Genomic DNA, 13,410 nt, shown 5'->3' on the forward strand with positions numbered 1-13,410 from the left:
ACTAGATCGATCTAGCTTCACGTTCCGCAAGAATCGTTTTTATTTTTGTCACAAGTAAATCAATCGCGACTTTATTTTTTCCACCTTCAGGGATAATAATATCCGCATAACGTTTTGTTGGTTCGATGAATTGAAGATGCATAGGACGAACAACTGATAAATATTGATCGATGACAGACTCCATGGTTCTTCCTCTTTCACGGATATCTCTTACTAATCGGCGAATAAAGCGTTCGTCTGCATCCGTATCAACAAAAATCTTAATATCCATTAAATCGCGTAACCGTTTATCTTCCAAAACAAGAATTCCTTCAATGATAATGACTTCTTTTGGTAAGAGTTTAACCGTTTCTTTTTTACGGGTATGAACGGTGAAATCATAAATTGGTTTCTGAATCGGTTTATAGGCTAACAAACGATGAAGATGCTCAAGAAATAAGTCATTATCAAAAGCAAATGGATGATCGTAATTGGTTTTTACCCTTTGTTCAAAAGGCAAATGAGATTGATCTTTATAATAGGAGTCTTGTTCGATCATGAGTACTTGTTGATCAGGGAAACTCTTTAAAATCCGCCTAGCGACTGTTGTTTTTCCTGATCCCGTTCCACCGGCTACTCCGATTACAACGGGTCTTTGCATAATTTAATTCTCCTTCCGCATCATATCATAAGGATAAACAGGTTGGTCTACTTTGATTTTCACAATTTGTAGTGGGTGTCTCGCTGCGTCAAGTTCATTTCCTTCTTCATCCACAATTCGTTCAATCCGCTGAATAAATTTCGTATTTGGGCCGAAGAATTCAACTTCTTGTCCAACTTGGAAATTATTCCTTTGTTGAATTGTAGCTATACCTGTTTTTTCATCATAATTCAGGACAAGGCCTACAAAATCATACTTCCTTACTTTTGGTCCTTCTCCATAGATTTGATCCTCTTTATTTGGCATTCGATAATAAAAGGCCTTCGTCAATGGGCGATGACTTGCTTTTTCAATTTCATCTAACCATGCAGGGTTAAATCTATAATTCTTTGGATCTGTGACATAGGTATCAATGGCTTGACGATAAGCATTTACCACGGTTGCCACATAATGGACACTCTTCATTCTACCTTCTATTTTTAAAGAGTCAACCCCTACTTCAATCATATCTGGGATCGAATCGATCATACATAAATCCTTCGAACTCATCGTATAAGGATCATCTGTCTCTTGAAATAATGGAATTTCTTGTTTATCTTGAACATTTTCTTCTTCGATTATTCCATCTTCAAATAAATCATATTTCCAACGGCAAGATTGAGCACAACCTCCACGGTTCGCATCACGACTGGTCATGTGATTAGATAGAACACAACGACCAGAGTAAGAGATACACATCGCACCGTGAATAAAGGCTTCAATTTCTATATCCACATGCTTTTTGATTTCACGAATTTCCCTTATCGAAACCTCACGGGCTAGCACGACTCTAGAGATTCCTTCTTCTTTCCAAAATTGAATCGACTGCCAATTGGTCGTAGACATCTGTGTACTTAAGTGGATTTCTATTTCAGGAACCAATTGTTTTGCTATTGTAATGATCGCTGGATCGGCAACAATAATCGCATCGATCCCAATTTTATATAATGTTTTCAGGTAATCTTCTAAACCATTTAGATCATCATTATGAGCAATAATATTGGTCGCAACAAATACTTTTGCTCCACGAGAATGAGCAAAATCCACACCCTTTTCCATATCTTCAAAAGTAAAATTACCTGCTTTTGCACGTAAGCCAAATTGTTGTCCACCGATATAAACCGCATCTGCACCGTATCGTACCGCGAATTCTAGTTTTTCTAAGTTACCTGCAGGTGCCAGTAATTCTGGTTTTCTGATAATTACCGGTTCAGGTTTTATGATTTCTTGTTCTCTTGAAATGATACTCATGCTGTTCACCACCTTCGTTTTAATAATATTGTTCTTTAAAATAAAACCCAGTCCCAAGTGGGCGATTTTTCGGTTGTATCGCTTCAATATCTTTGGAAGATACAGTAACCTTGTTTCCAGTTACATATTGATCAATCGCTGTCCGATAATGTTGAACGACTTTTTCCAAATAGTTCGTTGATTTTAAAATTCCCTCAATTTTGAGACTATCAATCTCTGCATCTATTAATTTTCCAATATGATCAATCATGCAAATATCTTCCGCACTCATGATGTGTGTACCATGAAGATCTTCAAAAACTGGATATTGTTCGTTAGGACGTTTATGCTCTCGTAAGAATAACCCTCGATCTTGGGAAGTATCCTTTTGTTCTTGACCTGTAAAATCAAGGTAGCTAGATACAAGTCCCCTTTTTGAATGAAAAATACACGTCATTCCGTGAACTTGAACCTGTACTTCAATATCAACATGTTGCTTAATATCAATCACTTCTTGAAGGGACAATTCCCTTGCAAGGATCGCTCTCGTTGCTCCTTTTTTCGCCCAGTAATTCACCGTTTGATAATTCGTGGACGTTGTCTCCGTATTCCAGTGCAGAGCAATTTGTGGAGCTACTTTTTTCGCGATCATAAGAACAGCAGGATCACCAAAAACGATCCCATCCACCTCAAATTGTGCTAATCGTTGAATATATTCTTCTAGCCCTACTAACATTTCATTATGAAATAGAGCATTCATCAGCACATAAATCTTCTTTTGATTTTGGTGGGCAATCTTGGTCGCCTCCCCAATCATCTCAAGGGTAAAATGGCCTGGCATACGTAGCCCATATTCTTTGCCCCCAATATGAAGAGCATCTGCACCTGAATCAAACAAACGCTGCACTTCGTCTAGATCCTTTGCAGTAACTAATAATTCAGGCTTTTTCTTCGCTGACATGTCTATTCCTCCAATTTATAGGATATCGCTAGTCCATCACCAATTGGAACAAACGATGTGAGTAGCTTTTTTTCATCTGCAAGTTCTTGATTGAAGCGATGAAGCTTTTTTAACATAGGTTTTGTTTGCACGATTTCTTCCTCAGCGATATATCCGCGAAAAAGAATATTATCAAACACAAAAATTCCTCCCACAGGTAATAACGGGAAGGCTAATTGAAGAAATTGTTTATACTTTCCTTTGGCGGCATCAATAAAAATAAATTCAGATTGAGGTAAGTGAGGAAGGATTTCGATCGCATCCCCTTCATACAAAATGATTTGCTTATCCAAGCCCGCGATTCTAAAATTTTCCTTTGCCCGAGCAATCATTGTCTCGTTACGCTCGATCGTATGAATCGTTGCATAGGGAGCTGATTTTGCCAAAAAGATCGTAGAAAAACCAATAGCCGTACCCACTTCAATGATGTTTGAGGGACGAATCATATTTAATAAGACTTGAATCAGCTTCATACTTGGTACTTGAATAATTGGAATTTCTTCCTTTATTCCTTGTTGTTGCAATTCCTCAAGAAAGGAATCATCAAGGGGTAATAACTCGGTTATATATTGATCCACTTCTTCTTTAATAAAACCCATGTTCTGCTTCACCTCAATCACGACAAAAAATATTTTAACATATTCACAGTGTTAATTCATCTAATAAGACAAAGAAATTGGCATTTTCGCCAATTTCTATTAATCAAGCCTCTTCTTTCTCACTTTTAACTTACCAATTCCCTTTTAAACTGAGCCGGGAATCGGAATCATACTTTTGGTGTTCAGCGAATGTTTTTGAAAAATAGTGTTCGCCAGAACCATCTTTTTTTGTGACAAAAAAGAAATAATCATGTTTTGCAGGAAAAATAGCAGCTTTGATTGCTTCTATGCCTGGGTTTGATATTGGCCCCGGTGGAAGCCCATCATTAATATATGTGTTGTAAGGGTTTTTGATTGCTAAATCGGCAAAAGTGAGTCGATCTTTTTGTTTTCCTAATACAAATTGAACAGTAGCACAGGATTGTAATTTCCATTTATTATTTAAACGATTATAAAAAACTCCTGAAACAATTGGTCTTTCCTTAGCGACACTCACTTCTCTTTCGACAATCGAAGCCAAAGTAACTGCCTGATGGATACTCATTTTTTGATTTTGAAGAACTTTAGTCCATTCCGGTTTCCATTCTTTTTGAAATTGATGTAACATCATATTGATAATTTCTTCTTCTGTTGCACCTTTTTTCACGACATAAGTATCTGGAAACAAATATCCCTCTAATCGATATTGAATGTTCGCATTATTCGGAATGGCTTTTATAAAATCATAGTTAAAATTACCTTCTTTTGCTAATTTCAAAAAATTCTCCTTATTTACAATTCCCTCTTTACTAAGCTTGTCTGCAATTTGCAGAATCGTATACCCTTCCGGAATTGTAAATCGTACCGTATCCAATACGACATTCCCTGATACAAATTGTTGAACGATTTCACTTATACTCATCTGTTTAGATAATTGATAGCTACCGGCTTGTAATTTTGAAGCGTCACCTTTATATTCTAAATATAGTTTAAATGCCCATTCACTCTTGATTAATTGATGTTCTTTCAGAATTGAAGCGATTTTTGTAGGTGTACTTCCTGGGGGAATTTCTATTTTTACCTTCTGTACAGCCGTCGAATCAACGGGTTGAAATTGTGAATAAACATAACTAATGATGATTACAGCTAAAATTACGACAGTCCCAGAAATGGATAAGATCCATTTTCTCTTTTGGCTGAGATCCATGATTCTCCCCTCACCATCTTTTTTATCTCCTATATCGTTATTAAGTTAGCATAAATCGCCAAAAAAAACAATGAGAGAAGGAAATCCCTCTCTCATTCTCCATTTTGCATCGTCCATTCATCGAATAACTCAACAACATCTTCCCATTCATCATCATCTTCAATAAATTCTAAGTCAAAATCTCCATTGTCTAATTTTACAACACGGAGAACTTCAATCTCTCCTTCTTCAGATTCGGAAGATTGAAAATAAGCATAATGTTTACCGTTAAAAACTAACTCTAGTAATAGTTGAAAAAGATATTCCTTTTCATTTTCATCAAATAGTGTGACTTCTGAGCCCAACTGTTCTTTTAACAAATGGACTTCTTTGATTTCTCTTTTCTGCATCGTTTGTCTCTCCTAAGGTTCATTGATTAAATTCATAATCAAGCGTATTGAATACTTCCTCAACTAAATCCCACTCTTCCTCATCTTCTATGGGATAAAGCTTCATGTCTTGACCATCTTCTTCAAAACGAAATGCATAAACCTCTGCTTCTTCCTCATCTCCAGTAGTATCTGCTGGAGTAACAAGGATATAACGTTTATCCTCTACTTCAAACTCATAAATGATCTCAAATTTTTCTTCATTTCCTTCATCGTCAGGAATAAAAAGAAATTCTCGTTCTTGTTCTTGACTCATATCGATCACCTCTTCGCATCTAAATAGCCTTGCAAAATCACCATAGCAGCCATTTTATCAATGACCTTTTTCCTCTTTTTCCGACTTATATCCGCTTGTATCAAAGTTCTTTCTGCCAAAACCGTAGTTAAGCGTTCATCCCATAAGCGAATCGGTAGTTCAAATTCAACTTCTAATTGTTTGGCGAAATCCATGATCATTTCAGCTCGTGGACCAATCGTACCATTCATATTTTTTGGTAAGCCAACGACAATTTCATCCACTTCATATTGATCAATGATCTCTCTTAGACGTGTCAAATCATGATCCAATGTTTTTCTTTGGATAACCTCAACACCCTGAGCTGTCCAGCCTAATTCGTCACTAATGGCTATACCAATGGTTTTCTCACCTACATCTAATCCTAGTATACGCATACGATAAATTCCCTCATACTCTAAGTGTTCTTTTGTCTAAATTGTGAAAGAAAAGGGGAGTCATTCTCCCCTTTTGTAACGAAGAATTTAAATTTTTTATATCTTTGACTTACTCATGGTGCTGTTTAAGATAGAATCTGACTAATTCCTCGATGATCTCATCGCGTTCAATCTTACGAATTAAATTCCTTGCGTTATTATGCCTTGGAATATAAGCAGGATCTCCAGATAGTAAATAGCCGACAATCTGATTGATCGGATTATATCCCTTTTCTTTTAAGGCCTCATACACCAAGATGAGTACATCTCTTGGTTCAACCCCTATCTCTTCAGATTTCACGTTAAATTTCATCGTATGATCCATCGAGCTCATTGGTAACACCTCTTTTCCAGATTCTTACGCACATGAAACGTTCCAGTTAAATTATGCTAATTTCATTGTAACCGATTTTACATATTCCGTCACGTACTTCAATGCATCTTGTATTTTTTCTGGTTCCTTTCCGCCAGCTTGAGCCATATCAGGTCGTCCGCCACCACCGCCACCGACTCTACTTGCTAATTCTTTAATTAAGTTTCCAGCATGGTAACCTTTCTTGACCAAATCATCAGAAACAGAAACAACAAGATTTACTTTATCATCTTGTACAGATGCGAGAACAATAATACCTGTCGTTACTTTTGTTTTTAGATCATCTAATACATTTCGTAGATTTTTCATATCCATGGAACCTACTTTTGCGCGTAAGACTTGAATGTTTTCGATTTGCTCGACACGATCAACAAGATTCTTCGCTTCAATATTGCTCAATTTCGCTTTTAAAGATTCATTTTCTTTTTGCAGCCCTTTAATCGTTGATTGTAATCCTTCAATTTTTTCAGGAATATCTTGGATGTTCGCCTTTAATTCTTGCGAGACTTGTTTCAGAAGAGACAATTGCTGGTTCATATACTGGTATGCCCATTTTCCCGTGACCGCTTCAATCCTCCGAATTCCTGCCCCAATACTGCTTTCTGAGACGATCTTAAACATTCCAATCTCACCGGAATTACGAACATGACAACCACCGCATAATTCTAAACTATAATCCCCAACTTGAACAACACGAACTTCATCTCCATATTTTTCATTAAAAAGGGCCATAGCTCCCATTTTTTTTGCTTCATCAATGGGTTTAATCATGGTTGCGACCGGATGGTTCTTCCAGATTTGTTGGTTCACTTTTTCTTCCACTTGAGCTATTTCTTCCTCAGTTAACCCACTGAAATGTGAAAAGTCAAAGCGAAGACGATCAGCAGCTACCAAAGAACCAGCTTGGTTTGCATGTTCTCCCAAAACATCTTTTAATGCTCGATGAAGAAGGTGTGTTGCCGTATGGTTCTTGATGATATCGGAACGTTTTTCTTGATTCACCTCTGCAGTGACGGAATCGCCTACTTTAAATGTTCCTTTTAATACTTTTACATGATGAAGATGCTGACCATTTGGAGCTTTGGTTACATCTAATACTTCCATTAATTCACCATGAATCCCTTTAATCAGTCCTTGGTCGGCAATTTGGCCACCACTTTCTGCATAAAATGGTGTCTTATCAAGAAACAAGTGTACTTCTTCGTTTTCGGATACATACTCGAGCAGTTGTTCGTCAGCAATGATATGAGTGATTTTTGCTTCAACAATTAATTCATCATATCCGACAAATTCACTTGGATCTTTAATATCTCTCAAAATTCCACCTTGAACTTTCATACTATTGACTTCATTTCTAGCTGACCTTGCTCGTTCTCTTTGAGCCTCCATTTGGACTTCAAAACCATCTTTATCTACATTTAAACCTTGTTCTTGTGCATAATCCTCTGTTAAATCAAATGGAAAACCGTAAGTATCGTATAATTTAAAAGCTTCTTCGCCTGTTAGTTCTGTGCGGTTTTCACGTTTTGCCTTTTGTACCATTTCTTCTAGAATCGCTAACCCTTCTGTCAATGTTTCATGGAAACGTTCCTCTTCATTCTTAATCACCTTTTCAATAAAGTCTTTTTTCTCTAATACTTCTGGATAGTAATCTTTCATAATTTCACCAACAAGACCTGTTAAAGTATAGAGAAATGGTTTTTCAATCCCAATTGACTTACCATAACGAACAGCACGACGAAGCAAACGACGAATAATATAACCACGGCCTTCGTTTGAAGGTAATGCCCCATCGCCAATTGCAAATACAATGGTACGAATATGGTCAGCAATGACTTTTAATGCAACGTCTATTTCTTTTTTCTCATGGTATTTCACTCCAGCGTGATTCGCGACGGTCTGAATGATCGGGATGAATAGGTCGGTATCAAAGTTCGTTTCCACATCCTGAATAATGGATGCCATCCGTTCTAAACCCATTCCTGTATCAATATTTTTCTGTGGAAGCGGGGTGTAACTTCCATCTGGATTATGGTTATATTGGGAGAATACTAAGTTCCAAACCTCTAAATAACGTTCATTTTCACCGCCAGGGTAACATTCAGGATCGCTGGAATCACAATATTTTTCACCACGATCGTAAAAGATTTCTGTATTGGGTCCACTTGGGCCTTCACCAATGTCCCAAAAGTTATCTTCTAATCGGATAATCCTTTCATCTGGAATGCCAATTTCCTCATGCCAAATCCGATATGCTTCATCATCTTCTGGGTGAATGGTTACGGACAAACGATTGGGATCAAAACCGATCCACTTTTCATCTGTCAAAAACTCCCATGCCCAATGGATGGCTTCTTTTTTAAAGTAATCACCTATAGAGAAGTTACCCAACATTTCAAAAAAAGTATGGTGTCTAGCTGTTTTCCCTACATTTTCAATATCATTGGTACGAATTGATTTTTGCGCATTGGTAATCCGAGGATTCTCTGGAACCTTACGCCCATCAAAGTAAGGTTTTAATGTGGCTACACCGCTATTGATCCAAAGTAATGAAGGATCATCATAAGGAATTAAAGAAGCGCTTGGTTCAATATGATGACCTTTAGAAACGAAAAAGTCTAAAAATGCTTTACGAATTTCAGCTGCACTCATTTTTCTCATTGTTGTCATCCTCCTTTTCTATTTCCTGTAATAGAGGTTTGTATATTCCAATGCGCTCCGTTGTATACAAACCCACATTCAATCTAATCCTTAAATGAAAAAAACACTCTCATCCCAGTCAGGGACGAAAGTGTTACTCTCACTTACGCGGTACCACCCTGATTACCTTAAGACCAAAATACAATACTGAAATTTTGGTCCGAAGTCAGATATTCAGAAGTCTGAATCATTTTAAAATTGGCTATTTCACCAATTTATCCAGTCTAACTTCCTACATCTAACCTCTAAAATTAAGGTCACTCAAGCTATGTAACGGTGTTTGCCGGAATCCTCATCTCTTGGATTAGCCTTCGATCATCCTTCATCTAGAAGTTCTTTCAGCCAGGGAACTTCCTCTCTTTAGATGGACTATGATCTACTCGATCCATCATCGATTTTCGTCTTTATTGATTTTGACAACATTATACTTGGCAGAGATAGTGAATGTCAAATCCTTCTATATTCTTGTCTTTCGCAAATATATAAAAATATGCTGTAGGATCACTTTCAATATCGCAAAAATAGGGACAGCTAAAATCATACCTACCACTCCACCGCTTTCCCCACCAATCAATAATGAGATGATAATCAGTAATGGATGGATATTCAGTTTACGTCCAACCACTTGTGGCGAGATGACATTTCCTTCTAATGCTTGAATGGTTAAATTTACGATTAATACACTGATTACCATTTTCCAGGAAATGCTCATTGCTACAATTAAAGCAGGTGCCATGCCAATAAAGGGGCCAATGTAAGGAATAATATCCGTAATTGAAACGATAAACGCAAGCAGTAATGCATAGGGGAGGTCAATTATTAGATAACCAATATAGGCTAATACCCCAACGATGGTAATTACAATGAGTTGCCCCCGAATATAATTACCAAGCGCTTCGTCAATTTCTTTTAATAAACGAATCATTCCCTTTCTTTTGCTTCTAGGAACGAACGTGATGACCGTTTTCTCAATCAATTTGTAATCTTTCAAGATATAAAAGGAGACAAAAGGAACTAAAAAGATTGTAAATAAAATACTAATTGTGTTTCCTACCCAATCCATAACATGAGAAAATCCACTTGTTAATTTTGCTTCCCAATTTTGAATCGATGTATCAATTCCTTTTTGAATTGAATCTGGGATTGGGTATCCATTACGAATGCCATCCAACCATGATTTGATCCGTTGAATGATCAGAGGTAGATTTTCACCTAATTCTTTTACCTGAGTTGCAAGAAGAGGAAACGCCCTTAAACAAATGATGGTTACTGATCCAAAAAAGACGATATAAATTAATAAAACAGCAATAGATCTTGGTACACCACGATTATGAAGGATTGTTACGATTGGATGAAGGAGGTAGGAAATAATCAAGGCGATAAAAAAGGGAAGAAAGAGATTTTTGATAAAAAAAAGAATTTGTCCAAAAATTGGGCTAACCTTCATCAATAAATATAGAATAGTTAATACAAAGATGGTAATGATTAAATAAATCATTGCTTTTAAATATGGGATCTCATTCATTTTACTCCGCATCTTATCTTCCCCTTAAACTTGTCTCTTTTAAAAAGTATATGACGTTCCATTCAATTTTAAGCATCATAAAAATTGTTAGCTTATATGTCTATAAGACTTTTGAAGCATTAAAAGGGGAATCAAAAAAGAAGGGTATCAAGTGAAATACTTGATACCCACCATTTTTCGGTCTATCTTGCTCTAACCATGTTACGGAAGAAACGGGAATTTCCAATGAGACGAAACATTCCATTTTTGGCCATCATATTGATCAACATATTCATATAACGATTTAACATCTTCTGATTGTGTCTAGAACGTCGCATTACGATTCCTATAACTGCAGCGACAATTCCTCCAGTAATCATTCCCTGAGCCAATCGTCCCATCCAATTGAAACCTCCTTTAGAAAGATCCTTGGATTTTTAACTCATCCTCCGTAAAAAGATCGTCTAAAGAACTTAAACTTCCGTCTTCCTCAACTTGATAAACTGTAAAATGATCTCCATCCACGGTTAGCTCAATAAAACAATTCCAGCAATAATATTGATTATTCGCAATTTTGCCAATATCTCGACTTTGACAATTTGGACACGTAAACAATTTTTGTTCCCCTTTCACTCATCCTATTCAATATGAACGTCCTTTACCACATCATAGGGTACAATCATTGCATCTTCCCCAATAATCATTTTTTGCGGAAACTCAATGACCCTTCTCCCTTCGGTTATATCAGACAATAACCCATCCGAAAGCTCGTACCCTATTATTTTTCCCATTTCTTCCATAAAATAAACGTCTTCTACATGTCCTAATTCATGTCCATTTGTCGTGATGATTGGCTGTCCCTTTAACAAAGTTTTGCCAGAATAAAAACCGTGATAGTGATCAATCGCGTCTAATGGAGAAAGCAACCGCTTGGTTCCTACTGTTACCGCATCATCACCAATGGCCCCAATATTTTCAAACGATAGAAAAGCTGTTTTAGAAAAAAAACTTTTCGATTCAACGGCAATCCCCATTAGGCTTCCCTCATCATTAAAATAGACGTCTTTTACGGAACCGATCATTTTACCACTACTCGTATCGAGAACCGGTAATCCAATAACATCCAAAACCTTTCTCACATCGATCCCTCCTCTTAGAGTAGGGATAATATTAGTATGTGAAAAATGCAAAGAAACCAATCATTTGCGTTTTTGTTTCACAATATTGGCAATCACTGTTGCAGCTTGAATAATTTCGTCCTCTGTATTTCCATAGCCAAAACTAATTCTTATGACAGATCGAGATATTTTTTCCTCAAGATGTAATGCTTGTATAACTCTTGAGACAGTTAATGCCCCAGAAGCACAAGCTGACCCTCCAGAAACGGCAATTCCCTTCATATCAAGATTCATAATCATGGATTGAGTTTCGACTCCAGGAAAACTTACATTTAAAATTGAGGGTACAACTTGATCAAGATCTCCAATTATGACAAAAGATTCTTTTCCTAATTCCTGTTTCCAAATGGAAATCATTTTTTCACGGAAATGTTTTGTATGTTCTTGTTTCTCCTTTAAATTGGCTTTTAAAATTTTTGCTGCCTCACCAAAACCAACAATTCCTGGAACATTTTCGGTTCCCCCTCTTCTTGAACGTTCTTGGGAACCGCCGAATAAAGGTTTAAATGGAACATGTTCACGAATATATAATGCTCCTACACCCTTTGGACCATTGATTTTATGAGAAGAAATGGTCATTAGATCGACTGGGAGTTGGTCTAAATCAATATTCAAAATCGGTAAAGCTTGTACCGCATCTGTGTGAAAGATAATTCCCTGTTCTCTTGCCATTTCTCCGATCTGTTTAATCGGTTGTATGGTTCCAATCTCATTATTAACATACATCACACTAATTAAAATGGTATCTTTACGAATTGAAGCCTGTAATTGTTCCATGTTTACAATCCCATTACGATTTACAGGAATCGCTGTAATCTCAAAACCAAAATCACGTAACCATTTGGTCGCTTCTATCACTGCCGAATGTTCGATTTCGGAGATAATAATATGTTTCCCTTTTTCTTGGTTTGCTAACGCCACACCAATAATTGCTTGAATATCACTTTCTGTACCACCACTTGTAAAGACAATCCTTGACTGATGAACGTTTAAAGCTCTAGCCACATATACTCGTGCATCCTCGAGAGGAAGTTTAACGGTTTGTCCAAACGTATGAATACTTGATGGGTTTCCGAATTTTTCCTGTAAAAATGGTTTTATTTTCTCAAAAACTTGTGGATGGACAGGGGTAGTTGCAGCATGGTCGAGATAAATTCTATTCATACCCATCTCTCCTTTTCTTTCGTAGCCAGTAAACGAAGGATATTTTCAAAACGTACGCCCCAGAATGTAATAAAAAACTGCATCAACGGTCCAATAAAGACGGATAAAATCAGTGTGCCAATAAAAACAGGGCCACCTAAGAAAAAACCAATGACTAAAACGATGAGTTCCATCCATGTTTTCACTTTGCGAATACTCCAATTTAAACGGTTCGACAAAACCAACATCAAACCATCTCTTGGACCAGCACCTAAATTAGAAGTAATATACATACCTGTACCGATTGCCATAATGATCATTCCAAGGATGAAAAAGAGACTTTGATAAAACCATTGTCCTTTGTGCATCGTTGGTAAGATAAAAAGAAATAAATCGATAAACCAACCGACAAAGATCATATTTAATAAGGTTCCAATGAAAACAACTTTTTTATCCAAAAAATAAGTAAACAAAACAATAATAAGTCCGGCTATTTGCGACCATGTTCCGATCGTTAAACCAAACGTTTTATACAAACCGATATGAAGGACATCCCATGCAGATACTCCTAGATTCGCCTCAATAGTTAGAGCGATTCCTAAGCTCATCACAATAAGTCCAATAAAAAAGAAAACGGTGCGATAGATGATTTCTTCTTTTTTCATCTTTTCTCCTCTTT

At 36.7% G+C, this 13,410-nt stretch carries 16 protein-coding genes; all 16 read right to left on the reverse strand.

Annotation, left to right across the window (positions count from 1 at the left end):
• Window position 1 precedes the first annotated feature (1 nt).
• The gene (udk, locus tag EDD72_RS03245) at window positions 2–643 is read right to left on the reverse strand and encodes a uridine kinase (protein ID WP_132767200.1); all 642 of its coding nucleotides are present in this window, start codon (window positions 641–643) and stop codon (window positions 2–4) included.
• A complete protein-coding gene (locus EDD72_RS03250; protein WP_132767201.1) occupies window positions 644–1,930 on the reverse strand; it encodes a peptidase U32 family protein in 1,287 nt (428 codons plus the stop codon). It abuts the gene before it with no gap.
• A 19-nt stretch (window positions 1,931–1,949) separates the two neighbouring features.
• Window positions 1,950–2,870, reverse strand: a complete 921-nt coding sequence (locus tag EDD72_RS03255; RefSeq protein WP_132767202.1) for a peptidase U32 family protein — start codon at window positions 2,868–2,870, stop codon at window positions 1,950–1,952.
• A gap of 2 nt (window positions 2,871–2,872) precedes the next feature.
• Window positions 2,873–3,520, reverse strand: a complete 648-nt coding sequence (locus tag EDD72_RS03260) for an O-methyltransferase (RefSeq protein WP_207893631.1) — start codon at window positions 3,518–3,520, stop codon at window positions 2,873–2,875.
• Between the two features lie 118 nt (window positions 3,521–3,638).
• Entirely contained in the window at window positions 3,639–4,694 is a 1,056-nt protein-coding gene (gene mltG / locus EDD72_RS03265) for an endolytic transglycosylase MltG (RefSeq protein ID WP_132767204.1), read from the reverse strand.
• A gap of 92 nt (window positions 4,695–4,786) precedes the next feature.
• On the reverse strand, window positions 4,787–5,083 hold the full coding sequence (locus EDD72_RS03270; RefSeq protein ID WP_132767205.1) for a DUF1292 domain-containing protein: 297 nt from the start codon (window positions 5,081–5,083) through the stop codon (window positions 4,787–4,789).
• Between the two features lie 19 nt (window positions 5,084–5,102).
• Window positions 5,103–5,378, reverse strand: a complete 276-nt coding sequence (locus tag EDD72_RS03275; protein ID WP_132767206.1) for a DUF1292 domain-containing protein — start codon at window positions 5,376–5,378, stop codon at window positions 5,103–5,105.
• Between the two features lie 5 nt (window positions 5,379–5,383).
• Complete coding sequence (ruvX, locus tag EDD72_RS03280; RefSeq protein WP_132767207.1) at window positions 5,384–5,794, reverse strand: Holliday junction resolvase RuvX; 411 nt, start codon at window positions 5,792–5,794, stop codon at window positions 5,384–5,386.
• Between the two features lie 109 nt (window positions 5,795–5,903).
• Window positions 5,904–6,167: an IreB family regulatory phosphoprotein gene (locus EDD72_RS03285; protein WP_132767208.1), complete on the reverse strand. Its 264-nt coding sequence runs from the start codon at window positions 6,165–6,167 to the stop codon at window positions 5,904–5,906.
• A 51-nt stretch (window positions 6,168–6,218) separates the two neighbouring features.
• A complete protein-coding gene (gene alaS / locus EDD72_RS03290; RefSeq protein WP_132767209.1) occupies window positions 6,219–8,867 on the reverse strand; it encodes an alanine--tRNA ligase in 2,649 nt (882 codons plus the stop codon).
• A 496-nt stretch (window positions 8,868–9,363) separates the two neighbouring features.
• Entirely contained in the window at window positions 9,364–10,443 is a 1,080-nt protein-coding gene (locus EDD72_RS03295; RefSeq protein WP_243643761.1) for an AI-2E family transporter, read from the reverse strand.
• A 170-nt stretch (window positions 10,444–10,613) separates the two neighbouring features.
• Window positions 10,614–10,811: a hypothetical protein gene (locus tag EDD72_RS03300; RefSeq protein WP_132767210.1), complete on the reverse strand. Its 198-nt coding sequence runs from the start codon at window positions 10,809–10,811 to the stop codon at window positions 10,614–10,616.
• A 16-nt stretch (window positions 10,812–10,827) separates the two neighbouring features.
• A complete protein-coding gene (locus EDD72_RS03305; protein ID WP_132767211.1) occupies window positions 10,828–11,025 on the reverse strand; it encodes a hypothetical protein in 198 nt (65 codons plus the stop codon).
• A gap of 23 nt (window positions 11,026–11,048) precedes the next feature.
• Window positions 11,049–11,549, reverse strand: a complete 501-nt coding sequence (locus EDD72_RS03310) for a PRC-barrel domain-containing protein (protein WP_132767212.1) — start codon at window positions 11,547–11,549, stop codon at window positions 11,049–11,051.
• Between the two features lie 60 nt (window positions 11,550–11,609).
• Window positions 11,610–12,752 carry a cysteine desulfurase family protein gene (locus EDD72_RS03315; RefSeq protein WP_132767213.1) on the reverse strand — a complete coding sequence of 381 codons (1,143 nt, stop codon included), beginning with the start codon at window positions 12,750–12,752 and terminating at the stop codon, window positions 11,610–11,612.
• Window positions 12,749–13,396, reverse strand: a complete 648-nt coding sequence (locus EDD72_RS03320) for a YczE/YyaS/YitT family protein (RefSeq protein WP_132767214.1) — start codon at window positions 13,394–13,396, stop codon at window positions 12,749–12,751. Before EDD72_RS03320 ends, EDD72_RS03315 begins: the two co-directional genes overlap by 4 nt.
• Window positions 13,397–13,410 lie beyond the last annotated feature (14 nt).

It is taken from the genome of Tepidibacillus fermentans (genome assembly GCF_004342885.1).
GTDB lineage: Bacteria > Bacillota > Bacilli > Tepidibacillales > Tepidibacillaceae > Tepidibacillus > Tepidibacillus fermentans.